General features: G+C 65.8%; 22 protein-coding genes. 12 read left to right on the top strand and 10 right to left on the bottom strand.

The annotated features are described in order from the left end of the window. Window positions 1-16: 16 nt before the first annotated feature. On the bottom strand, window positions 17-670 hold the full coding sequence (purN, locus tag AUP43_RS06200; protein ID WP_067553859.1) for a phosphoribosylglycinamide formyltransferase: 654 nt from the start codon (window positions 668-670) through the stop codon (window positions 17-19). Then, window positions 658-1,740, bottom strand: a complete 1,083-nt coding sequence (purM, locus tag AUP43_RS06195) for a phosphoribosylformylglycinamidine cyclo-ligase (RefSeq protein WP_067553914.1) — start codon at window positions 1,738-1,740, stop codon at window positions 658-660. Before purM ends, purN begins: the two co-directional genes overlap by 13 nt. A 146-nt stretch (window positions 1,741-1,886) precedes the next feature. Here purM and AUP43_RS06190 point away from each other — a divergent pair, with 146 nt between their 5' ends. The 7 genes from AUP43_RS06190 (at window position 1,887) to AUP43_RS06160 (ending at window position 10,061) form a co-directional block, all read left to right on the top strand. Beyond that, complete coding sequence (locus tag AUP43_RS06190; RefSeq protein WP_067553856.1) at window positions 1,887-2,978, top strand: DUF2066 domain-containing protein; 1,092 nt, start codon at window positions 1,887-1,889, stop codon at window positions 2,976-2,978. A 66-nt stretch (window positions 2,979-3,044) separates the two neighbouring features. Then, on the top strand, window positions 3,045-3,626 hold the full coding sequence (locus tag AUP43_RS06185; protein ID WP_067553854.1) for a CDP-alcohol phosphatidyltransferase family protein: 582 nt from the start codon (window positions 3,045-3,047) through the stop codon (window positions 3,624-3,626). After that, entirely contained in the window at window positions 3,623-4,699 is a 1,077-nt protein-coding gene (locus tag AUP43_RS06180) for an AI-2E family transporter (protein ID WP_067553852.1), read from the top strand. Before AUP43_RS06185 ends, AUP43_RS06180 begins: the two co-directional genes overlap by 4 nt. Before the next feature lie 9 nt (window positions 4,700-4,708). Continuing rightward, entirely contained in the window at window positions 4,709-5,410 is a 702-nt protein-coding gene (locus AUP43_RS06175; RefSeq protein ID WP_067553850.1) for an HdaA/DnaA family protein, read from the top strand. 3 nt (window positions 5,411-5,413) lie between these two features. Further along, the gene (locus tag AUP43_RS06170; RefSeq protein ID WP_067553848.1) at window positions 5,414-6,196 is read left to right on the top strand and encodes an SDR family oxidoreductase; all 783 of its coding nucleotides are present in this window, start codon (window positions 5,414-5,416) and stop codon (window positions 6,194-6,196) included. A gap of 150 nt (window positions 6,197-6,346) precedes the next feature. Then, window positions 6,347-8,491 (top strand): RNA degradosome polyphosphate kinase, encoded by a 2,145-nt coding sequence (locus tag AUP43_RS06165; protein WP_067553846.1) that lies wholly within the window; start codon window positions 6,347-6,349, stop codon window positions 8,489-8,491. Window positions 8,492-8,513: 22 nt separating this feature from the next. Next, a complete protein-coding gene (locus AUP43_RS06160) occupies window positions 8,514-10,061 on the top strand; it encodes a Ppx/GppA family phosphatase (protein ID WP_084462601.1) in 1,548 nt (515 codons plus the stop codon). 227 nt (window positions 10,062-10,288) lie between these two features. Here the strand turns inward: AUP43_RS06160 and AUP43_RS06155 are convergent, their stop codons facing one another. Then, window positions 10,289-11,464 (bottom strand): aminotransferase class V-fold PLP-dependent enzyme, encoded by a 1,176-nt coding sequence (locus tag AUP43_RS06155; RefSeq protein WP_067553844.1) that lies wholly within the window; start codon window positions 11,462-11,464, stop codon window positions 10,289-10,291. Between the two features lie 154 nt (window positions 11,465-11,618). Here AUP43_RS06155 and AUP43_RS06150 point away from each other — a divergent pair, with 154 nt between their 5' ends. Continuing rightward, complete coding sequence (locus AUP43_RS06150; protein WP_067553842.1) at window positions 11,619-12,005, top strand: hypothetical protein; 387 nt, start codon at window positions 11,619-11,621, stop codon at window positions 12,003-12,005. Here the strand turns inward: AUP43_RS06150 and AUP43_RS06145 are convergent. The 4 genes from AUP43_RS06145 to AUP43_RS06130 are packed head-to-tail and all read right to left on the bottom strand — an operon-like array spanning window position 11,989 to window position 15,854. After that, entirely contained in the window at window positions 11,989-12,750 is a 762-nt protein-coding gene (locus AUP43_RS06145) for a TlyA family RNA methyltransferase (RefSeq protein WP_067553840.1), read from the bottom strand. The genes AUP43_RS06150 and AUP43_RS06145 overlap by 17 nt on opposite strands. Continuing rightward, window positions 12,751-14,670, bottom strand: coding sequence for a 1-deoxy-D-xylulose-5-phosphate synthase (gene dxs, locus AUP43_RS06140; RefSeq protein WP_067553838.1), 1,920 nt, complete (start codon window positions 14,668-14,670; stop codon window positions 12,751-12,753). Between the two features lie 38 nt (window positions 14,671-14,708). Then, window positions 14,709-15,596: a polyprenyl synthetase family protein gene (locus AUP43_RS06135; RefSeq protein ID WP_067553836.1), complete on the bottom strand. Its 888-nt coding sequence runs from the start codon at window positions 15,594-15,596 to the stop codon at window positions 14,709-14,711. Window positions 15,597-15,602: 6 nt separating this feature from the next. Continuing rightward, entirely contained in the window at window positions 15,603-15,854 is a 252-nt protein-coding gene (locus AUP43_RS06130; protein WP_067553834.1) for an exodeoxyribonuclease VII small subunit, read from the bottom strand. 320 nt (window positions 15,855-16,174) lie between these two features. On the opposite strand from AUP43_RS06130, the gene AUP43_RS06125 reads away from it, so the two are divergent. After that, window positions 16,175-17,407, top strand: coding sequence for a pentapeptide repeat-containing protein (locus AUP43_RS06125; RefSeq protein ID WP_067553832.1), 1,233 nt, complete (start codon window positions 16,175-16,177; stop codon window positions 17,405-17,407). A 2-nt stretch (window positions 17,408-17,409) separates the two neighbouring features. On the opposite strand, the gene AUP43_RS06120 is transcribed toward AUP43_RS06125, so the two are convergent. Continuing rightward, a complete protein-coding gene (locus AUP43_RS06120) occupies window positions 17,410-18,903 on the bottom strand; it encodes an ATP-binding protein (protein ID WP_067553831.1) in 1,494 nt (497 codons plus the stop codon). Between the two features lie 266 nt (window positions 18,904-19,169). Between AUP43_RS06120 and AUP43_RS06115 the strand changes: the two genes are divergently transcribed. The 3 genes from AUP43_RS06115 to AUP43_RS06105 all read left to right on the top strand — a co-directional run bounded on the left by AUP43_RS06115 (window position 19,170) and on the right by AUP43_RS06105 (window position 22,192). Beyond that, on the top strand, window positions 19,170-19,532 hold the full coding sequence (locus AUP43_RS06115; RefSeq protein WP_067553829.1) for a hypothetical protein: 363 nt from the start codon (window positions 19,170-19,172) through the stop codon (window positions 19,530-19,532). A 122-nt stretch (window positions 19,533-19,654) separates the two neighbouring features. Then, the gene (locus AUP43_RS06110) at window positions 19,655-20,941 is read left to right on the top strand and encodes a pentapeptide repeat-containing protein (RefSeq protein ID WP_232314893.1); all 1,287 of its coding nucleotides are present in this window, start codon (window positions 19,655-19,657) and stop codon (window positions 20,939-20,941) included. Window positions 20,942-21,016: 75 nt separating this feature from the next. Beyond that, complete coding sequence (locus tag AUP43_RS06105) at window positions 21,017-22,192, top strand: GNAT family N-acetyltransferase (protein ID WP_067553826.1); 1,176 nt, start codon at window positions 21,017-21,019, stop codon at window positions 22,190-22,192. A 10-nt stretch (window positions 22,193-22,202) separates the two neighbouring features. Here the strand turns inward: AUP43_RS06105 and AUP43_RS06100 are convergent, their stop codons facing one another. Continuing rightward, the gene (locus tag AUP43_RS06100) at window positions 22,203-23,249 is read right to left on the bottom strand and encodes a Glu/Leu/Phe/Val dehydrogenase dimerization domain-containing protein (protein WP_067553824.1); all 1,047 of its coding nucleotides are present in this window, start codon (window positions 23,247-23,249) and stop codon (window positions 22,203-22,205) included. Window positions 23,250-23,300: 51 nt separating this feature from the next. Further along, on the bottom strand, window positions 23,301-23,482 hold a 182-nt coding region (locus tag AUP43_RS19380), incomplete at its 5' end, for a hypothetical protein (protein WP_232314892.1).

The raw sequence follows: 23,482 nt of genomic DNA, 5'->3' as shown, positions 1-23,482 counted from the left end.
ACGGCGGCGCCAAGAATTATCCCGCCAGCGGGTTCAGGAGCGGTTCCTGCGGGGCCGCGGAATCGGCGATGCGCACGATCTCGCCATCGACCATCGCCTTGCCCTCGGCGACCAGGCGCAGGGCCAGCGGATAACAGCGATGTTCGGCCATCAGCACCCGGGCGGAGAGGTCGTCGGCGCTGTCGCCAGGCAGGATCGGCACGGCGGCCTGGGCGATGATCGGGCCGTCATCCATCTCGGCGCGCACGAAATGCACGGTGCAGCCGGTGAAGCGGCAGCCGGCGGCGATGGCGCGCTCATGGCTGTGCAGCCCCTTGAAGGCCGGCAGCAGGGAGGGGTGGATATTGATCATCCGGTCGTGCCATTTAGCGACGAACCCCGGCGTCAGCAGCCGCATGAAACCGGCCAGGCAGACCAGTTGCGCGCCGGCGGCCACGATCTCATCATGCAGCGCCGCGTCGAAGCTTTCACGATCCGGATAGGCCTTATGGGAGATCGCCTTGGTGGCGATGCCGGCCTCCTGCGCGCGGACCAGCCCATAGGCATCCGCCTTGTTCGACAGGACCAGCACGATCTCGGCGGGAAAGCCGGGGGTGGCGCAGGCGTCGATCAGCGATTGCAGGTTGCTGCCCCTGCCGGAGATCAGAACCGCGACCTTCAGCCGTTCCACCGTGCCTCCAGCCCGTCGATCACCACCGCCTTGTCGTCCTCGGCGCGCTTTTCGATGCGCCCGATTCGGAACACCGTCTCGCCTTCGTCGGTTAATGTCCTAGCGACGGTATCCACGGCCGCCGCGGAGACGACCAGCACCATCCCGATGCCGCAATTGAACGTCCGCGGCATATCCAGCGGATCCACGCCCCCGGCCTTGGCCAGCCAGCCGAAGACCGCCGGAATTTCCCAGGAGGAGCCATCGATATGCGCGGCCAGATGCTTCGGGAAAACGCGCGGCAGATTCTCCACCAGCCCGCCGCCGGTGATATGCGCCAGCGCCTTCACCCCATCCGCGCCGCCGGCCTTGATGGCGGCCAGACAGGCCTTCACATAAATCCGCGTCGGGGCCAGCAGCGCCTCGCCCAGCGTGCGCTCCAGATCGAACGGGGCCGGTGCCTCGTAATCGACGCCAAGGTCCGCCACCACCCGGCGGACCAGCGAATAGCCATTGGAATGCACGCCGTTGGAAGCGAGGCCGAGCAGGATATCCCCCTCGCCCACGCCATCGCCGGTCAGCAGCCCGTCGCGCTCGACCGCGCCGACCGAGAAGCCGGCCAGATCGTAGTCGCCCTTGCCGTACATGCCCGGCATTTCGGCGGTCTCGCCGCCGATCAGCGCGCAGCCGGCCTGCCGGCACCCCTCGGCGATGCCGGCGACCACGTCGCGCGCGATCTGCGGCTCCAGCTTGCCGGTGGCGTAGTAATCCAGGAAGAACAGCGGCTCCGCCCCCTGCACCACGAGGTCGTTCACGCACATGGCGACCAGATCGATGCCGACCGTGCCGTGATGGCCGCTGTCGATGGCGACCTTCAGCTTGGTGCCGACGCCATCGGTGGAGGCGATCAGGATCGGATCCTTGAAGCCGGCCGCCTTCAGATCGAACGCCGCGCCGAAGCCGCCCAGCGCCGCGTCCGCGCCCGGACGGGCGGTGGATTTGGCCAGCGGCTTGATGGCGTCGACCAGCGCGTCGCCGGCATCGATATCGACGCCCGCATCGCGGTATGTAAGGCTATTGCGTTTGGTCATCGGATTTGCGGTGTCATCGACCGGCATGGGATAATAAGCCCTTGCGCTGGAGCGAAGTTCGCCCCCACTTTGCACGAAACTTCATGGTTCGCGCCCGGCCTGCCGCGCGAGCGCGCCGAACAATAACGAATACGGGACGCTTTTCAATGGTCCATCGCCTGAAGGCCCTTTCGACCGCCGCTCTTTTCTCCGTTCTGGCGGTCTTTGCGCCGCTGGAGCACGCCCACGCCCAGGCGGGCGGGCGGCTCTATGTGGTCGAGGGCGTGCCGATCGACGTGACCGCCAAAAGCGCCGTGGAAGCCCGCGACCAGGCGCTGACCGAGGGCCAGCGCGAGGCCTTCAAGCGGCTGATGGAGCGGTTGACCCCGGCCGGTAGCACGCCGCCCGGCGCTTCCGATTCCGAAATCGAGGGCATGGTGCAGGGCTTCCAGATTCGCGACGAACGCGCCTCCGGCGTGCGCTATCTGGCCAATCTGGTGGTGCAGTTCCGCCCCGCCGCCGTGCAATCCTTCCTCAGCCGGCGCAATGTGGCGGCGGTGGTCAGCGCGGCCCCCGCCGTGCTGATCGTGCCGGTGCTGGCCGAGGAAGGCGGCGCCAGGCTGTGGGAAGACCCCAACCCCTGGCGCGAAGCGTGGGAGCAGGCCCCGCTGGGCCAGACCATCGTGCCGATCACGGTGCCGCTGGGCGATGCCCGCGACCTGACCGGCATCACCGCGGAACAGGCGATGGCCGGCGACGAGGCGGCACTGACCACGCTGGCGCAGCGCTATGGCGCGTCCAGCAGCGTGGTCGCCGTCGCCCGGCTGGGCGGCACCGAGACGCAGCCGGCGGTCAATATCCAGGTCAACCAGATCGGCGGCATGCCGGGCCCGGCCATCGCCGAGACCTTGGCCGCCGAGCCGGGGGAAACCCGCGAGGCGCTGCTGAACCGGGCCATCAGCCGTATCTCCAACGATCTCGACCGCGACTGGAAGCAGCAGGCGACGATTCAGCCGGGCATGGAAAACACGCTCACCGTGACCGTGCCGCTGACCGGTCTGGAGGATTGGATGACGGTTCGCCGCCGCCTGTCCGGCCTGCCCATCGTGCGCAAGCAGACGGTGAAATCCTTGTCGCGCAGCGAGGCGACGCTGGATATCGGCTATGCCGGCACCACCGACCAGCTTCGCAGCGCCCTGGAACAGCGCAACCTGGCGCTCAGCGAGGATGCGACCGGCTGGCGGCTGGCGGCGCGGTGAGGTGAGGTGACGCCGCCGCCTCCCCGGCCTTTAGAGAAGTGGAGCTGAAAGGGACTGGTCTACGCCATGCGCCTGCACAGCCTGATGAAGCCGGTGCCGAACATATTGACCGTCTGGCGCATGGCGGCGGTGCCGGTGGTGATCTGGGCGCTGATCGTGGGCGAGATGGATCTGGCCTTCTGGCTGTTCCTGGCGGCCGGGATCAGCGATGCGGTGGATGGCTATGTCGCCCGGCGCTTCCAGGCGCGCACGGCGCTGGGCAGCTATCTCGACCCGATTGCCGATAAGGCGCTGCTGGTCTCCGCCTATCTCGTGCTTGGCTATCTGGGGCTGCTGCCGGTCTGGCTGGTCATCCTGGTGGTGTTCCGCGACCTGGTGATCATGGGCGGGGTGATCCTCTTGCACACGCTGGCCCACAAGGTCACGATGGCGCCGCTTGCGATCTCCCGGAGCAATACGGTGGCGCAGGTCGGTCTTGTCGGGCTGGTGCTGCTGGGCCAGATATTGTCCGAAGACAGTCTGTTGGCGGCCGACAGGCTGTTGATACAGCTGCTCGTCTACATTGTCGGGCTGACCACGCTGGTCTCCGGTATTGCCTATGTCTGGATCTGGGGGAGCCGCGCCATGCAGGCTGAACAAAAATCGTGACCTTCAGGGGGCGGATCGCCTTCTGGATCGGCGGCATCGTCCTGCTGTTCCTGGCGCTCTATGTGCTGGGCAATGTGCTGCTGCCCTTCGTGGCCGGCATGGCGCTGGCCTATTTCATGGACCCCGTGGTCGACCGGATGGAGCGCTGGGGCGTCTCGCGCGCCATCGGCACGCTGCTGGCGCTGTTTCTGTTCTTCATCGTCTTCCTGGCGATGCTGCTGCTGCTGGTGCCGCTGCTGCATTCGCAGATATCGATCCTGATCGACCGGATGCCCGGCTATATCGACACGCTGAGCCAACGGCTGGAACCGATCCTGGAGGAACTGCGGGTGCGCTTCGCCTCCCAGGGCGATCCGGATTTGTCCAAGCTGCTCAGCTCGTCGGGCACGGCGCTTAGCTGGGCGGCCAGCTTCCTGGGCGGGGTGATAAGCGGCGGCGCCGCCTTCGCCAATATCCTGTCGCTGATCCTGATCACCCCCATCGTCGCCTTCTACTTGCTGCGCGACTGGGACAAGATGGTGGCCAAGATCGACACCTGGCTGCCGCGCGCCCAGGCCGACACGATCCGCCGGCTGGCGCGCGAGATCGACGAAACGCTGGCTGGCTTCGTGCGCGGCCAGGCCCTGGTGTGCCTCAGCCTCGGCACCTTCTACGCCATCGGCCTCACCCTGTGCGGACTGGATTTCGGGCTGATCATCGGCATCTTCGCCGGGCTGATCTCCTTCGTGCCCTTCGTCGGCTCGATCGCCGGCGGCATCGCCGCCATCGGCCTGGCGCTGGTGCAGTTCGATTCGTTCTGGCAGGTCGGCGCGGTGGCCGGCGTGTTCATCCTCGGCCAGGCCATCGAGGGCAATTTCCTGACGCCCAAGCTGGTCGGCGACAAGGTGGGCCTGCACGCGGTCTGGGTGATCTTCGCGCTGCTGGCCGGCGGGGCGCTGTTCGGCTTCGTCGGCGTGCTGGTGGCGGTGCCGGCGGCGGCCGTGATGGGCGTGATGGCCCGCTTCGCCATAGAGCAATATCTTCAAAGCTCGCTGTACGATAAACATCAGGCCGATCCCGGCGACCGGCTTTAGCGATAGACGATGACCCAACTTGCGTTCGACCTGCCGCAGCGCCCAGCACTCGGGCGGGAAGATTTCCTGGTCGCGGACTGCAATGCGGAGGCTGTCGCCTGGCTTGACCGCTGGCCGGACTGGCCGCGCGCCGGCCGGCTGCCCGCCGCGCTGGCGATCCACGGGCCGGCCGGCTGCGGCAAGACCCACCTTGCCTCGGTCTGGCAGGCGGTCAGCGCCGCACGGCGGATCGAGCCGCGGCAGGTGACGGCCGAGACCGTGCCCGCCCTGCTGGAGGGCGCCGACGCCATCGTGTTGGACGGGCTGACCGCCGATATCGACGAGCGCGGCCTGTTCCATCTGCTGAACCTGCTGGGCGAGCGCGACGGACATCTGCTGATCACCGCCGCCCTGCCCCCCGCCCGCTGGGCCATCGCCCTGCCGGACCTGAAGTCCCGCCTCGCCGCCCTGCCCGCCATCGGCGTCGGCGCGCCGGACGAGGCGCTGCTGGCCGCGGTGATGGTGAAGCTGTTCGCCGACCGCCAGCTCATGGTAAGCCAGGAGCTGGTGCAGTTCCTGCTACCGCGCATCGAGCGTTCCTTCGCCGCCGTCCAGTCCATCGTCGACAGGCTGGACAAGGCGGCCCTGATATCCCGGCGCAACATCACGGTTCCGCTGGCGCGCGCATTGCTGGCTGGCGGGAACACAGAAAACGACAAGGAAGGAAACTGACGTATGGAAACCGGTATTCGCGGGCGCAAGGCGATTGTCTGCGCCTCCAGCAAGGGGCTGGGCAAGGGCTGCGCGCTGGCGCTGGGCCGCGAGGGGGTGGAGCTGTTCATCCTGGCGCGCGGGGAAGAGGCATTGCAGGCCACGGCCGAGGAAATCCGCAAGGATAGCGGCGCCACGGTGACCGCCATCGCCGGCGACATCACCACGCCGGAAGGCCGCGCCAAGGTGCTGGCCGCCTGTCCCAACCCCGACATTCTGGTGAACAATGCCGGCGGCCCGCCGCCGGGCGATTTCCGCGACTGGTCGCTGGACGATTGGAACGCGGCGTTGAACGCCAACATGCTGACCCCCATCGAGCTTATCAAGGCGACGGTGGATGGCATGATCGAGCGCAAGTTCGGGCGCATCGTGAACATCACCTCGGCCTCGGTGAAATCGCCGATCCCGATTCTGGGCATGTCGAACGGCGCGCGCGCCGGCCTTACCGGCTTCGTCGCCGGCCTGGCCCGGCAGACGGTGAAGCACAACGTCACCATTAACGGCCTGCTGCCCGGCCCGTTCGAGACCGACCGCGTGCGCAAGACCGCCTCGGTCGCCGCCGAGAAGAGCGGCAAGAGCATCGACGAGGTGCTGGACGGCCGCCGGAAGGAGAATCCGGCCGGGCGCTTCGGCACCATCGAGGAATTCGGCGCCGCCTGCGCCTTCCTGTGCAGCGCCCATGCCGGCTTCATCACCGGCCAGAACCTGGTGATGGATGGCGGCGCCTATAACGGCACGATGGGGTAAAAGGCAGTTTGCCGCCGTCCCCTTCGAGGGCGGTGGCCGCCGCCCGCAATCTTCATCGAACCGTAATGCATTTCGGCCGGGGCTCGCATGACAGCGGCCCCGGCCGCGTGCTATTTCAGAGGATGTCCGCTGTATCCAAAGGAGCTGTCCGTGGCGACTGCTGAAATCGAATCTGTCGAGAAGATCGACCTGCATTCGCCCAAGCGCTTCTTCAACCGCGAGCTTTCCTGGCTCGCTTTCAATGCGCGCGTGCTTGAAGAGGCGGCGAACCCCAAGCATCCGCTGCTGGAACGGCTGCGCTTCCTGTCGATCTCGTCATCCAACCTGGACGAGTTCTACATGGTCCGCGTCGCCGGGCTGAAGGGCCAGATGGCGGCCAACGTATCGGCGCTCAGCCAGGACGGGCTTACCCCCGGCCAGCAGCTTGCCGCGATCCATGAGGCGACGGCGACGCTGATCGCCAACCAGCAGGCTTGCTGGCGCACCCTGCATGAGGAGCTGCGCAAGGCAGGCATCTCCGTGGTCGATTGGGCGCAGGTCGGCCGTACCGACCAGAAATGGCTCGACCGCTATTTCATGGAGCAGGTGTTCCCCACCCTCACCCCGCTCGCCGTCGACCCGGCGCATCCCTTCCCGTTCCTGCTGAACAAGGCCAAGGCCATCGTGCTGCAACTGCACCGGCCGTCGGACAATCGCCGGCTGGAGGCGCTGGTGCCGATGCCGCCGCAGATCGGCCGCTTCGTCCGGCTGCCGGGAGCGGCGATCCGCTTCCTGCCGATGGAGGCGCTGATCCTGCACTTCTATCAGAAGCTTTTCCCCGGCTTCGAGCTGGTCGGATACGGCATGTTCCGGGTGCTGCGCGACAGCGAGATGGAAATCGACGAGGAAGCGGAAGATTTGGTCCGCCTGTTCGAATCAGCCCTGCGCCGCCGCCGCCGTGGCAGCGTCATCCGCCTGACCGTGAACGGCGCGATCTCCGACGAGTTGCGCCGTTTCGTCAGCGACCAGCTCGGCGTCGGCCCGGGCGACGTGTTCTCGCTGGAAGCGATGATCGGCATCGACGACCTGTCGCAGCTGATCGTGCCGGAACGCGCCGATCTGCTCTTCCAGCCCTTCAATGCGCGCTTTCCGGAACGCATCCGCGATTTCGCCGGCGATTGCTTCGCCGCCATCCGGCACAAGGACATCGTGGTGCATCACCCGTTCGAGAGCTTCGACGTGGTGGTGCAGTTCCTGCGCCAGGCGGCGCGCGACCCGGCGGTGATCTCGATCAAGCAGACGCTGTATCGCACCTCCCAGGATTCGCCGATCGTGAAGGAGCTGATCGAGGCCGCCGAAAGCGGCAAGTCGGTCACCGCGATGGTCGAGCTGAAGGCCCGCTTCGACGAGGAAGCCAACATCCGCTGGGCCCGCGACCTGGAACGCGCGGGCTGCCAGGTGGTCTATGGCTTCATGGATCTGAAGACCCACGCCAAAATCTCGATGGTGGTGCGGCGCGAGGGCGGCGGCTTGCGGTCCTACTGCCATTTCGGCACCGGCAACTACCACCCGGTGACCGCCAAGATCTATACCGACCTGTCGTTCTTCACCTGCGAACCCCAGCTTTGCGAGGATGCCGCGCGCATCTTCAATTTCATGACCGGCTATGCAAAGCCGGAAAAGCTGGCGAAGCTGGCGATCGCCCCGCACACGCTGCGCGACGCGCTGCTGGAGCGCATCAAGCACGAGATCGACAATGCCAAGGCCGGCAAGCCGGCCGGCATCTGGGCGAAGCTGAACTCGCTGGTCGACGAAAAGCTGATCGACGCGCTGTACAAGGCCGGGCAGGCCGGGGTGCAGATCGACCTGGTGATCCGTGGCATCTGCTGCCTGCGCCCGGGCGTGAAGGGCCTGTCGGAGAATATCCGGGTCAAGAGCATCGTCGGCCGCTTCCTGGAGCATGGCCGAATCGCCTGCTTCGCCAATGGGCACGCCATGCCCGCGCCGGAGAACAGGATATTCATGTCCTCGGCCGACTGGATGCAACGCAATATGGACCGGCGCGTCGAGACGCTGGTGCCGATCGAGAATCCCACCGTGCACGAACAGGTGCTCGACCAGATCATGATCGCCAACCTGAAGGATACCGAGCAGAGCTGGCGTCTGTTGCCGGATGGCAGCTATGCGCGATTGGAGCCTGGCGACGCGCCATTCAATGCCCATCATTACTTCATGACAAATCCGAGCTTGTCCGGGCGCGGGAGTGCCCTTAAGAAGTCGCAGCCATTGCCGCGCTTGGTGATGAGCCAGTCCTGAGCGGAACCGCGACTGGAATGTAATGCGAGCAAAATGGATCGGGGCGACGTTTCCTGACGCGGCGCCGTCCGCCGATGGCCCTGCCGAGACCGGCCAATGGGCGCGCACCGGTGTTCTCGACATCGGTTCCAACTCGATTCGCCTGGTCGTCTATGACCGGCATGACCGGGTGCTGCTGCCGCTGTTCAACGAAAAAGCGCTATGCGGCCTGGGCAAGGGCATGAACGGCCACCGCCGGCTGTCCGAGGACGGGGTGAAATCGGCCTACGACAATCTCGCCCGCTTTGCCGCCGTGGCCCGCGCCATGGATGTCGGCACCCTGTTCGTGCTGGCGACCGCCGCCGTGCGCGACGCTGAGAACGGGCCGGAATTCGTCACCGCCATCGAAAAGCAGCTCGGCTTCCAGGTCAATGTTCTGTCCGGCGAGGAGGAAGCCCGGCTTTCCGCCCTGGGGGTGCTGTGCGCCATGCCGCAGGCCGATGGCGTGGCCGGCGATCTGGGCGGCGGCAGCCTGGAGCTGGTCGACCTTCGCCTCGGCCAGGTCGGCCACCAGACCACCTTGCCGCTGGGGCCGCTGCGCCTGGGCGGGTTGGCGGAGAGCGGCAACCGCAAGAAGCTGCTCGCCACCATCGACGATCACCTAGCCAGCGTGCCCTTCATCGGCGCGCTGAAGGCCCGCCCCTTCTATGCGGTGGGCGGGGCCTGGCGCTCCATCGCCAAGGCGCATATGGAGCTGACCGGCTATCCGCTGCACATATTGCACGAATATCGCATCGACAGCGCCAACCTCTCGGACTTTCTGGGCCGGTTGCAGCGCATCGGCAAATCGGGGTTGAAGGCGGTCGACGGCATCTCCAAGCGCCGCGCGGACACCATTCCCCTCGCCTCGCTGGTCTTGCAGCGGCTGATCGAGATGGCGCAACCCTCGACCGTGATCTTCTCCGCCTATGGGCTGCGCGAGGGCTGCCTGTACGACCAGTTGCCCGATGCGGTGCGCGCGCTTGACCCGCTGATCGAATCGGCGCGCGAGATCGCCGATGTCTCCGGCCGCTTCAAGCCGCATGGCGAGGAACTGCTGGACTGGACCGGTCCGCTCTTCGCCGACGATACGCCGGCGCGGCGGCGGCTGCGCCACGCCGCCTGCATTCTGTCCGACATCGCCTGGTCGGAGCATCCCGATTATCGCGCCGAGAACGCCTTCTGGAAAATCCTGCGCGCGCCGATCCCCGGCTTCGACCATGCCGGCCGCTGCTTCGTCGCCCTGGCGCTGATGGCGCGCTATGTCGGCCATGTCGACCTGCCGGCCGCCGACACCGCGAAGGGGCTGATCGACAAGGATTTGCTGCGCCAGGCGCTGGTCCTGGGCGTGGCGCTGCGGTTGGGCCATACCTTCACCGGCGGCGCGCCCGGCATTCTGCCGCATACGCCGCTGAAGATTGTCGCCGGCAAGCTTTATTTCACTGTCGGCCCGGCGCACGAGGCCATGCTGGGCGACGTCGTCCGCCGCCGCCTCGATTCCCTCGCCAGCGCGATGGAAATGCCCGCCGAGGCCAGCACGCTGGCCGAATAAGCAGCCCCTTCTGGCGAAAACGACGCCTCACGTCTTGTTTGCGACTCATTCGCACATAAGTTAGAATGTATCTAACTTGCAATTGGCCGATGGAATCGGTTGGAGGCGGATATGAGCGCTAAGCAGAAACTCGCGGGCCGTATTTGGCGGGCCATAGCCTTGGGGATGTTCGTCGTCGCCGGCGCGGGCGTGGCCTTGTCGCTGCAATACCACGTCCCGGCCCATATCTAGGCCCGCATAGCTTCCAGAAGCTCAACGAAGCGGTCGGTTTCGGCCTCGGTGTTGAAATAATGGATGCCGGTGCGCGACAGCATGTGCAAGTCGCGCGCCGTCATATCCAGCCGGGTCGAGAAGCGCGACGAGGTCGAGCAATTGATGCCCTCCTCCGCCATCCGCGCCTTGATATCCTCCGGCCGCACTCCGTCCTTGGTGAAGCTCACGATACCGCAGGGCCGCTCGCCCAGGTCGCGCACCACCACACCGGGCACCGAGGCCAGCTTGCGGCGGAAATTGCCCGCCAGCTCGACCACGCGGGCCTCGATATTCTCCATGCCCCAGCCCATCGCGTAATCGATGGCGGTCTTCAACCCGATCATGCCGGCGATATATTTTTCCCAATTCTCGAAGCGCTTGGCGTCGGGCTGCAATTCGTAGCTGTCGGGACCGGTCCAGCTTGCCGCGCGCAGATCCAGGAAGGGCGGCTCCAGCTTGTCCAGCATGCTGCGGCGGACATAGAGCAGCCCGGTGCCGCGCGGCCCGCGCATGAATTTGCGCCCGGTGACCGAGGCCATGTCGCAGCCGATCTTCTCCACATCCAGCGGCATCTGGCCGAAGGATTGGCAGGCATCCAGCAGATAGGGCACCCCAGCGGAGCGGGCCACCTTGCCCACCTTCTCGGCCGGATTCACCAGCCCGCCATTGGTCGGCACATGGGTGATGCTGATTAGCTTCGCCTTGCGGTCGATCATCCGCTCCAGCGCCGCCACATCGATCTGGCCGGCATTATCGTTCGGGATCACCTCGATCACCGCGCCGGTGCGCTTGGCGATCTGCAGATAGGCGATATAGTTGGCGGCATATTCCGACATCGCCGTCAGGATGCGGTCGCCGGGCTGGAAGGACAGGCCGTAGAACGCCATATCCCAGGCCACGGTGGCGTTCTCCACCACGGCGATCTCGCCGGGCGAGCAGTTGAAATAGCGCGCGGCGCTGTCATACAGCCCGTCGATCTCCGCCCGCTGCTTGTCGGCCGCCTCATAGCCGCCGATCCCGGCTTCGAGGTCCAGATGATCCTTCACCGCCTGGAGCACCGGCGCCGGCATCAGCGACGCGCCGCAACTGTTGAAATGGATCACCTTCTCGCAGCCCGGCGTCTCCGCCCGGGCACGGGCCACATCGATCATTCGTGGTTCTTTCTGAAGCAGTTAGGCAAGGCCGCATAGTCTGGCATTACGCCCTTTATTGCACAAGCCGACGGGGCTGCGTCAGCGCGCCGCTCGCCAATCGACGGGCGATAAGGCATGATCGCCCGTTATGAGGCTGAAATGGGGAGCGGGCATGCGCCGCGCTATTTTCCTGGCTTTCCTGATCGCGCTGGCCACGGCACTGCCGGCCCAGGCCGCCTCCAAGAAGGACGCCGGCTCAACGGAGCGCGTGCAGTTCGTCAATGTCGGCCCCTATCTGATCAATCTCTTCGTCGACGGAAAGCCGGTGAACGGTCGCCTGGCCCTGACGCTGGAGGCCAAGGATCTGGTCGCCCGCAGCGCCCTGACCCAGAACAGCCAGCGCATCGACAGCATCCTGCTGCCCCTGGCGATGGAGATGTACGCCAAGGGCCGCCCGGCGCCGGAAAGCATCCATGCCTTCAAGGTGAAATCGATGCAGGCGCTGGGCCAGCAATTCCCCGGCCATGTGGTTGAGATCTACGTCAAGCTGCTGATGTAGCGTCTTTCCGCGCGCCGATCAGGAATTCCTTGTTGCCCTCCGGGCCCAGGATCGGCGATTCCGCGATGCCCAGCACGCGCCAGCCCGGCAGGCCGGACAGCCAGGCCTCGATCCGCTCGCATACTTCGCGATGCAGTTCCGGCTCGCGCACCACGCCGCCCTTGCCGACGCGGCCCTTGCCGACCTCGAATTGCGGCTTGATCAGCGCCACCAGCCAGCCGCCGGGCCGCACCAGCGCCAGCGAGGCCGGCAACACCACCTCCAGCCCGATGAAGCTGGCGTCGCACACCACCAGATCGATGGGGTCGGGAATTTCCGCCTCGGTCAGCGTGCGGGCGTTGGTGCGCTCCATCACCGCCACGCGGGAATCCTGCCGCAGCTTCCAGGCAAGCTGGCCATGCCCGACATCCACGGCATGGACCTTGGCCGCCCCCCGGCTCAGCAACACGTCGGTGAAGCCGCCGGTCGAGGCCCCGACATCCAGGCAGGTCATGCCGGCCGGGTCGATGGCGAAATGGTCCAGCGCCTGCACCAGCTTCAGCCCGCCGCGCGAGACCCAGGGATGATCCTGGCCCTTCAGCTCAATCGGCGCATCCTCGGGGATCGCGACGCCCGGCTTGTCGAGCCGCCTGGTGTCGGAATAGACCAGCCCCGCCATCACCAGCGCCTGCGCCCGCGCCCGGCTCTCGGCCAGGCCGCGGTCGACCAGAAGGATGTCGAGGCGCTGCTTCTTGCTGGCCGCCATTCACGCCCGCGCCGGCGCGGTGCGCACGTCGCGGCCCAGCGCGCCCAGCGCCGTGCGCACGATGGCGGTCGAATCGAGGCCGGCATCGGCATATTGCCTGGCTGGGCTGTCATGCTCGATGAAGCGGTCGGGCAGCACCAGCGGGCGGATTTTCAGGCCGGTATCGAGCAACCCTTCGGTGGCGAGCTGATGCAGCACGAAGGCGCTGAAACCGCCGATGGAGCCTTCCTCGATGGTGATCAGCACCTCATGCTCGCGCGCCAGCCGGCGCACCATGTCGGCGTCCAGCGGCTTGGCGAAGCGGGCATCGGCGACGGTGGTGGACAGGCCGTAGCCCGCCAGCTCGTCGGCGGCGGCGAGGCATTCCTGCAAGCGCGCGCCGAGCGATAGGATGGCGACCGCCGTACCTTCGCGCACGATGCGGCCCTTGCCGATCTCCAGCGGCACGCCGGAGGCCGGCAGCTCGATCCCCACCCCCTCGCCGCGCGGATAGCGCACGGCGGACGGGCGGTCGTCGATGGCGGCGCAGGTGGCGACCATATGCACCAGATCGGCCTCGTCGGCGGCGGCCATGATAACGAATTCCGGCAGGCAGCCCAGATAGGCGACGTCGAAGCTGCCGGCATGGGTAGCCCCGTCCGCGCCGACCAGCCCGGCGCGGTCGATGGCGAAGCGCACCGGCAGGCGCTGGATCGCCACATCATGCACCACCTGATCGTAGCCGCGCTGCAGGAAGGTGGAATAGATCGCCGCGAACGGCTTCATCCCCTCCGTCGCCATGCCGGCGGCGAAGGTGACGGCGTGCTGCTCGGCGATGCCGACATCGAAGATACGCGCCGGGAAGCGCTGGGCGAACTTGTCCAGGCCGGTGCCGCCAGGCATCGCGGCGGTGACGGCGACGATGCGCTCGTCCTTCTCCGCCTCCTGGATCAGCGCCTGGGCGAAGATATTGGTGTAGCTGGGCGCGTTGGCTTTCGCCTTCACTTGTGCGCCGGTGACCAGATCGAACTTCTGGACCGCGTGATATTTCTCCGGGCTGTCCTTGTCGAACGGATGGCCCCTGCCCTTCTCGGTGACGACATGTAGCAGCACCGGTCCGGCCTGCGGGCGGTCGCGCAGGCTTTTGAGGATCGGCACCAGATGCGAGATGTCGTGCCCGTCGACCGGGCCGATATACAGGAAGCCCATCTCCTCGAACAGCGTGCCGCCGGTGACCATGCCGCGGGCATATTCCTCGGCCCGGCGCGCGGCGTTTTCCAGCGGCTTGGGAAAGTGCGCCGCCATCTGCTTCATCGCCTCGCGCAACCCGCGATATGATTTCGACGCGATCAGGCGGGACAGATAATTGCTCATCGCCCCGACCGGCGGCGCGATGGACATGTCGTTGTCGTTCAGGATGACGATCAGCCGGCTGTCCATCGAGCCGGCATTGTTCATCGCCTCATAGGCCATGCCGGCGCTCATCGAGCCGTCGCCGATGACGGCGATGACGTTGTTCGCGCCGCCCTTCAGGTCGCGCGCCACGGCCATGCCGAGCCCGGCGGAGATGGAGGTGGAGCTGTGCGCCGCGCCGAACGGATCGTACTCGCTCTCCGACCGGCGGGTGAAGCCGCTCAAGCCCCCGCCCTGGCGCAGCGTGCGGATGCGGTCGCGCCGGCCGGTCAGAATCTTGTGCGGATAGGCCTGGTGGCCGACATCCCAGATCAGCCGGTCGTCCGGCGTGTTGAACACGTGATGAATCGCCACCGTCAGCTCGACCACGCCCAGGCCGGCGCCCAGATGCCCGCCGGTGCGGGATACCGCGTCGATGGTCTCCCAGCGGAGTTCGTCGCTCAACTGCGTCAGTTGCTCGACATCGAAGCCACGCATGTCTTTCGGCGTCTTGACGCTATCGAGCAAAGGGGTACGGCTGTCGGCCATCAGGCTTCTCGTTGGTTATGCGTAAACCGTTATTCTTATCAGGAACGGCGGTCGATGACGAATCGGGCGACGCTCTTCAACAGGTCCGCCTTCTCATCGAAGAAATCAAGATGCCGGGCTGCTTGTTCCACCAGCATCGACGCATGGGCGCGCGCGCTTTCCACGCCCTGCACCGCGACCAGCGTCGCCTTGCCCGCCGCGGCGTCCAGGCCGGTCGGCTTGCCGGTCTCCGCACTGTCGCCCTCGATATCCAGCAGATCGTCGGCGATCTGGAACGCCAGCCCCATCTCCTGGCCGTAGGATCGCAGGGCATAACGCGCCGCTGGCCCGCCCTTGCCCAGGATCGCCCCGGCCTCGCAGGAAAAGCAGATCAGCTCGGCCGTCTTCATGCGCTGCAGGCGGGTAACGTGGGCATGGTCGAATTCGCTCTGCTGTTCGGCCAGTAGATCGATCATCTGGCCGCCGACCATGCCTTGCGTGCCCGACGCCCTGGCCAGCGCCAGCACCAGCTCCGCCCGCACCCGGGGATCGGCATGGGTCGCCTCGTTCGCCAGCACCTCGAAGGCGTAGGTCAGCAGCGCGTCGCCGGCCAGCACCGCCGTCGCCTCGTCGAACTGCTTGTGGCAGCTCGGCCGGCCGCGACGCAGATCGCTATCGTCCATCGCCGGCAGATCGTCATGGATCAGCGAATAGCTGTGCAGGAACTCCACCGCCGCGCCGACGCGCAGCGCGCAGGCGCGGTTCACCGCGAACAGCCGGGCGCTTTCCAGCACCAGGAAGGGACGGAACCGTTTGCCGCTGCCCAGGCTGGAATAACGCATCGCCTCCACGACGCGCGCCTCCGGGCCGTCGGGGATGGGCAGCAGCCGGTCCATCACCTCCAGCACGGCCTCGGCGGCCTCCGCCATGGCGGCTTTCACGGTCATGGCAAATCAGCTCGCCGGGTCGAAAGGCTCGGCCGAGACCGCGCCGTCCGGCCCCAGCTTGATGCGCTCCACCTTCAGCTGGGCGTCTTTCAACTTGGCCTCGCAATGATCCTTCAGCTTGGCGCCGCGCTCATAGGCGTCGATGGAATCCTCGAGGCCGATCTCGCCTTTCTCCAGTTTGGAGACGATCGCCTCCAGCTCCGCCAGCGCCTGCTCGAAGCTCATGGCCGCGATATCGGCGTGCTTGTCGTCGCTCATGGTTCTGCCTTGCTCCCAAGCCGGAATAAAGGTGGCGGAGTGTAGCCATCCCGCCTGACCGGAACAAGCCGGCAGGAAATCGGACGAATCTTTACCATCCGTTCATCAAAGCCGGTGCACTCTTGCACCGGCGTCCCTTCCGCAACGGCTGCAACCGGTCTTTGCTATGGCTTGCAGGGCCAGCGTGGGCGCAACATACTGGTGGGTGGGGTTTAGCGGAATTTTTAGCGGCTTTCGAGGGGGTAATTCGTGCCGACGCGCCATAAGACAACGCCGGAAACAAGCGGCGGCGACTCTCCTTTCAAGCTGGCGGGTCCACGGTGACGCCGCAGGAAATCGCCGGCATTATCGATCAGCACGAGCGCTGGCTGAACCGACGCAAGAACGGCCAGCGCGCCAATCTGGCGATGCGCGACCTGTCCGGCCTGACGCTGGCCAACACCAATCTGCGCGCGGCGAATCTGGCGGGCGTCAATCTGCATCGCACGGTGCTGTCGAACTGCAATCTGGAAGAGGCGGATTTGTTCTGCGCGACGCTGGACCGCGCCGATCTGCGGGCCGCCAATCTGCGCAAGGTCGATCTGCGCGGCTGTAGCCTGAGGCGCGCCAATCTGAACAATGCCAATCTGGAAATGGCGGATTTCCGCGGCGGCGCTCTGTATGGCGCGGCCGGCAGCGATTCGGAGCGGATGCGCAACGCCAATAGCGGCGGCGCCGATCTCTCCAACTCCGCGATGATGAATTGCAACCTGAAAGGCGCGACGCTGACCGGGGCGAACCTGTCAGGCGTCAACCTGAAAGGCGCGGACCTGACCGGCGCGAACCTGACCGGCGCGAATTTATCGGAAGCCAACCTCACCGGGGCAAATCTGTCCGGGGCCAATCTGCGCGGCGCCATCGTCCATAACGCCGTGCTGAAGAACGCGGTGCTGGTCGGCGCGAATCTGGACGATGTCGACATGTCGGCCGCCGATATGACCGGGGCGACCATCGCCAGCAGCGATGAAGGGTTGCCGCCGGATATCCGCATAATCCTGGATAGTCACGCGCTGTGGATCAAAGGCCAGGGCGGCAAGGGCGAGCGCGCGGTGCTGAGCGGCATCGACATCAGCTATATGGATTTCACCGGCGCCAATCTCAGCGGCGCGGAAATGCGGGATTCCAAGCTGATCGGCATCCGGCTGAATGGCTGCCGGATGGTGATGTCGGACCTGTCGCGCTCGGTGCTGACCAATGCGGAAATCCGCCAGGCGGTGATGGATGGGGCCAACCTGGTCGATGCCGATTTGTCCGGCGCGAACCTGGCCGGCACCAGCCTGGCCCCGGTCGACCTGAAGGACAGCAAGGGCCAGGAGACCGGCCGGCAATGGCCGACCAACCTGGCCGGGGCCAAGCTGCGCGGCGCCGATTTGTCGAACGCCAATCTGCGCGGCGCCAATCTGATGGATGCCGACCTGACCGACGCGAAGCTGTCCAACACCATCCTGGTCGGCGCGAACCTGACCGACGCGACGCTGGACGGCGCCGATCTGCATCTCGCGGTGATGGAGTAAGGCTAACCGGCGCCCGGCCCCGCCGGCCGGCTGAGCGCGGCCAGGCGGCTGGTCGGCAGCCGCACGATGGCGGTGGTGCCAACCCCCGGCTCGCTCTCCAGTATAAAGCTGCCGCCGTGGAGATCGACCAGCGAGTTGACCAGCGGCAGGCCGAGGCCAGTGCCCTCGAACTGCCGGCTGAGCGTGGCGTCGACCTGACCGAACGGTGCCATCGCCTTGGCGATATTCTCCTTGGCGATGCCGATCCCGGTATCCTGCACGGCAATCTCCACCGCGCCATCCGGCGCCTGCAGCGTGCTGACCGTGATGCTGCCGCCCGGTGCGGTGAACTTCACCGCATTGGACAGAAGATTGAACAAGACATGCTTGATCGCCCGTTCATCGGCGCGGACATAGGGCAGGTCCGTCTGCAACGCCCGCACGAGCTGTAACCTGCCCCGGTCGATGCGCGGCAGGATCAGGCGAAGGCAATTCTCGAAAGTGCGGTTCAGATCGACCAATTGCTCGGTCAGGCTGAATTTGCCGGCCTCGATGCGCGATAGATCGAGAATATCGTTGATCGTCTCCAGCAGATGCGCGCCGCTTTCGTAAATATCAGTGGCGTATTCCCGGTATTTCGGATGGCCGATCTCGCCGATGGTCTCGTTCTTGATCATCTCGGAAAAGCCGATGATGGCGTTCAGCGGCGTGCGCAGCTCATGGCTCATATTGGCCAGGAATTCGGATTTGGCGCGGCTTGCCGCCTCCGCCTGCTCCTTCGCCAGCAGGACCTGCAATTCGAAGCGCTTGCGCTCGGTTATGTCGCGCAGGAAGGCCAGCACCTCCTCCGCCGTCAGCATCACGATGCGCGCCTCCAGATCGCGCACCTCGCCGCCGACATCCCATTTAAACTCGAACAGCCGGGTCGAGCCGGTGGCCAGCGCCGCCGCGATCTCGGTCATCGCCGGGCCGGCAATGGCGGCGGGCAAGGTTTCCGTCACCGGCCGGCCCATCATCCGGATCGGCGCCAGGCTGAGCACCGGATCCTTGCCTTCCTCGATATCCAGCAGAACGCCCGTGCGGCTGATCCGCAGCACCATGTCGGGCATGGCCTCCAGCAGCGCCTGGTTCTTGCGCTCGCTTTGTTGCAGGGCCTGTTCCACGCGCTTTGAATCGGTCAGGTCCGTGACCATGCCGAGCAGTTGCACCGTCTGCCCGGGCGCGCCGGCCACGGGGCTGAGGTGAATGCGCCACCACAGCCGTCCACGCGGCAGGGTAACCACCTCCTCATATTGATGCGGGGCGTGGCGCTCCAGGCAGCGGCGCAATTGGGCGCGCACGAAAGGCGCTTCATGCGCGGCCACCAGATCGACCGGCGAGCGGCCCAGCACTTCGTCCGCCGGCAGCCCCACCATCTCGGCGAAATGCTTGTTCACCCGGCGATAGGCCAGCGCGCCCCCCGGCTGGGCCTCCAGCAGAAAGACACCGCACAGCCCGCTGGCGAACACCCCATCCATCAGGGACGCCGCCTCTATCGAAAAATTAATTTCTCTGGTCTGACTATCCGTGGCCACCACGACCGCCTTTTGAGGCATCGAATCTACCGCAAAATGGCAGGTTCGCTTGCCGCCTGCATCGCAAATCTCGCGAAGCGCTTAAAAAAGAGTAACGCTGGGCGTAACTTTCTCTTCATTCTTTTCAGTGAGACTGTATGTCTCCTGATGATGGCTCGAGAACCAAGTGGTATAAACGAATTCTAACAGATTCTGACGACGGAACCGCCATGGTGCCCCTGAACAAGGAACATTCACGAAAGGCGCTGCTTACGCTTGTAAGCCGGCAGTTCGACGATATCGCGCAACGGGTCGAGCGCGATATCCATCAGCACGCCAATGCCAGCCCGGTTCCCGCCGCCGTCGGTTTCATGCTCTATTTCCTGCGCAATGCCGATGGCGAACCCTTGAAAGACACGGTATTGACCAAGCATGGCATCAACCGGATCCACATGGAAGAAACCGAAGGTTTTCGTAAATTACGCGACACCTGTCAGCGAAAACAGCTCGGCAGTCGCCTGGAAGAACATTTTTACACGCATCAGCCCAACCTGACGCGAATCTATAAAGTGGTCGTGGATGGCTGGGCTTAATTCTCGCTTAACCAGTTATACGTCTTGATGGTCTCGCACCCGCTACTTAGGATGCCGAAACAAATGATACCCCCACAGGGCCGTCCTCTTGTCCAGGTCCTTCCCTTAGCAATCGATGCCCGATGACGCCTCAGGAAATCCTGCAGATCATCCAACGCCACGAATTCTGGCTTGAACGCAAGCCGGGCGGCGCGCGCGCCAATTTGTCGGGGATGAATCTGTCCGGCTTCAATCTGGGCGAGTTAAACCTGCAATCGGCGAAATTCTCCGGCGCCAATCTCAGCCGCTGCATCCTGGCCGGCACCGATCTCAGCTATTGCGACCTGTTCTGCGTCAATCTGGATGCGGCCGATCTGCGCAGTGCCATGCTGCATCGCGCCGACCTGCGCGGCGCGCACCTGCGCAACGCGAACTTCACCGGAGCCAATCTGAAGGAGGCCGATCTGCGCGGCGGCGCGCTGATCAGCGGCAATCCGGCCAGCCCGGCCACCATGCTGCGCGCCGACCTCAGCTTCGCCGAGCTGGATTCCGCCGTGCTGCAAAGCGCCAACATGTCGGGCGCCGATCTGTCCAACGCCACCATGGTGGAGGCCTCGCTGGAGGGGGCGCTGCTGTGCGGCGCCAACCTGTCGGGCGTCAATCTGCGCGGCGCGAAGCTGGACGGGGCGGATCTGTCCGGGGCCAATTTGACCGGCACAAACCTGACCGACGCCGATCTCACCGGGGTGAATTTGACCGGCGCGATCATCGCCAAGACCAATCTGAGCCGCGCGGAGCTGAACCGCGCCATCCTCACCAATGTCGATCTGAGCGGCGCGGATTTGACCGGCGCCCACATGGCCGAAACCCGCACCACCATGTCGCGCTCGATCAAGGACATCATCCGCGACCATCTGAAATGGGTGGAGAGCGACGGCGTCGTCGGCGCGCGCGCGGAGCTTGGCAAGACCGATCTCAGCCGCCAGGACCTCAGCGGCGCTAACCTGTCGGGCGCGGATTTGCGCGGCGCGGTCCTGGTCGGCGCGCGCATGGCCAACATCAAGCTGGTGATGTCCGACCTGTCGGAATCGAATCTGGAAGGGGCCGATCTGGAGGGCGCCGTGCTTGACGGCATCAACCTCAGCAACGCCAACCTTTCCGCCGCCCGGCTGCGCGGCGCGCAGATGGGCTCGGTCGACATCAAGAACAGCGAGGGCCGCTCGACCGGCCGGCTCTGGCCCGCCAACCTGGCCGGGGCGAATCTGTCGCGCGCCGACCTCAGCAACGCCATGCTGTCCGGGGCCAACATGGCCAAAGCCGACCTGACCGGGGCCAAGCTGCACAACACCAACTTGATCGACGCCAATCTGCGGGATGTGACGGTCGATCCCTCGCAGCTCACCCTGGCGGTGACGACGAAACGCGACTGACGTCTTGCGCCCGGCCCGGAACGGTCGATCTAATAAGACGGTTACATCGTCCCGCTGCCGTCCCTGAGGTTTGCCATGCCCGACGAGGCTGCCCCGCCGCTGACGGCGCGCATCGCCGCACGCATCGCCGACATACCGGCGGCCGAGTGGGATGCCTGCGCCGGGGCGGACAACCCCTTCGTCAGCCACGCATTCCTCTCAGCATTGGAGGATTCCGGCTCGGTCGGCCCGGAAAAGACCGGCTGGCTGCCGCAGCATGTCGCCATCCAGGACGCGGGCGGCCGGGTGCTGGCCTGCGCGCCAGCCTATATCAAGCTGCACTCCTATGGCGAATATGTCTTCGACCATGGCTGGGCCGATGCGTTCGAGCGGGCCGGCGGGCGCTATTACCCCAAGCTGCAGGTCTGCGTGCCCTTCACCCCGGCCCCCGGTCCGCGCCTGCTGGTCCGCGCCGGCGAAGATGCGCTGGCGCTGCGCCAGGCGCTGACCGTGGCGCTGATCCAGCTTTGCGAGCAGGCCGAGCTATCCTCGCTGCACATCACCTTCCCGACCCGGGCGGAATACGATCTGGCGGGCGAGCTGGGGCTGATCCAGCGGATCGGCCAGCAATTCCATTGGCATAATGACGGCTATGGCAGCTTCGAGGATTTCCTGGCGGCGCTGAATTCCCGCAAGCGCAAGCAGATCCGCAAGGAACGCCGCGAGGCCCAGGCAGGCGGCGTCTCCTTGCGCGCCTATAGCGGCGGCGACCTCAGGCCGGAGCATTGGCAGGCGTTCTACCGCTTCTACGAGAACACCATCGACCGCAAATGGGGCTGGCCCTACCTCACCCCCGCCTTCTTCGAACTGCTGGGCGAGCGGCTGGGCGACAAGGTGGTGCTGTTCCTGGGCGAGGAAGCAGGCCGCTATGTCTGCGGCGCGCTGAATCTGGCCGGATCGGACACGCTCTACGGCCGCAATTGGGGCTGCGAGGAGCATGTGAAGTTCCTGCATTTCGAGGCCTGCTACTATCGCGCCATCGACTGGGCCATTGAGCACGGCTTCAAGACGGTCGAGGCCGGCGCGCAGGGCCAGCACAAAATCCAGCGCGGCTACCTGCCGACCGCCACCTACAGCGCCCATTGGATCGCCCATCCCGGCCTGCGCGAGGCCGTCGACAAGGCGATGCGCCGCGAACGCCCGGCCATGCAGGCCGAGATCGCCGCGCTGACCGCCGAATTCAGCCCCTACAAGCAGGAGGGCGAGGCTTAGATTCCCGCCCCTACGCCGCCTGCCGGTGCTTGCCGAAGCGGGTTTCGGCGACGCGGTCGGCGGCGTCGCTGGTGGGAATGCCCTCGGCGGCGGCGCGGGCAAAGATTTCCAGCAAGGTGTCGTAGATGCCCTCCACCTGGCGCAGCGCGGCCGCACGGTCGTACTTGCCAGCCGATTCATGGTGGATGTTGATGATGCCGCCGGCATTGATGGCGTAATCTGGGGCGTAGAGAATGCCGCGTTTCATCAGCGCCGCGCCGTGCCGCTCCTCGGCGAGCTGGTTGTTGGCCGCGCCGGCGATGATGCCGGCCTTGATCTCCGGGATCGTCGCATCGTTCAGGATCGCCCCCAGCGCGCAGGGCGCGAAGATATCGACATCGGCGGCATGGATGCGGTCGGCCGGCATCGCCTCGGCCCGGTAGGCGGTGGTCGCCCGGGCGATACGGTCGAGGTCGATATCGGCCACGATCAGCGCCGCCCCCGCCTCATAGAGCTGGCGCGCCAGATCGAGCCCGACATGGCCCAGGCCCTGCACCGCCACGCGCAGCCCGGCCAGATCATCGCGCCCCAGCTTCGCCTTCGCCGCCGCGCGGATGCCCTGGAACACGCCATAGGCGGTGACCGGCGAAGGATCGCCGCTGCCGCCGGCCGTCCCCGCGACATGGCGCGTGACCTGCCGCATCGCCTCGATATCGGCGACGCCGGTGCCGACATCCTCGGCGGCGATGTAGCGCCCGCCCAGACTATCGACGAAACGCCCGAAGGCGCGGAACAAGGCGGGAGATTTCTGCGTCTTGGCGTCGCCGATGATGACCGACTTGCCGCCGCCCAGCGGCAGGCCGGCCAGCGCCGACTTATAGGTCATGCCGCGCGACAGTCGCAGCGCATCGGTGACCGCCGCCGCCTCGCTGGCATAGGGCCACATGCGGCAGCCGCCCAGCGACGGGCCGCGCGTCGTGTCGTGAATCGCGATGATGGCTTTCAGCCCGGTCTCGGCATCGTTGCAGAATACCACCTGCTCGTGATTGTCGAAGTCCGGCGCGGTAAAGATCGGCATGGTTTCCTCCCCTGCTGATTAAGAAGAGAATCGCCCCAGCACCAAGGCGCTTCAATGGCGGGAAAGAGGCGCCCAGAAAAAAGCAGCAAGATGAGCAGAAAACACGGCCGCCTTGCCGGGCGGCCGGCAAAACAATCCGCCGCGTGAAATTTTATTACAAGCCCCAGGAAGATGTGTGAGGCATTCACTTAGGCCGCAATCCCTGCTGCCCATCGCCCCGGAAGGGGAGAGGG

It is taken from the genome of Oceanibaculum pacificum (assembly GCF_001618175.1).
Classification (GTDB): Bacteria; Pseudomonadota; Alphaproteobacteria; order Oceanibaculales; family Oceanibaculaceae; genus Oceanibaculum; species Oceanibaculum pacificum.
Note: the sequence above shows the minus strand (reverse complement) of the source record. Positions and strands in the feature narration are given on the sequence as shown.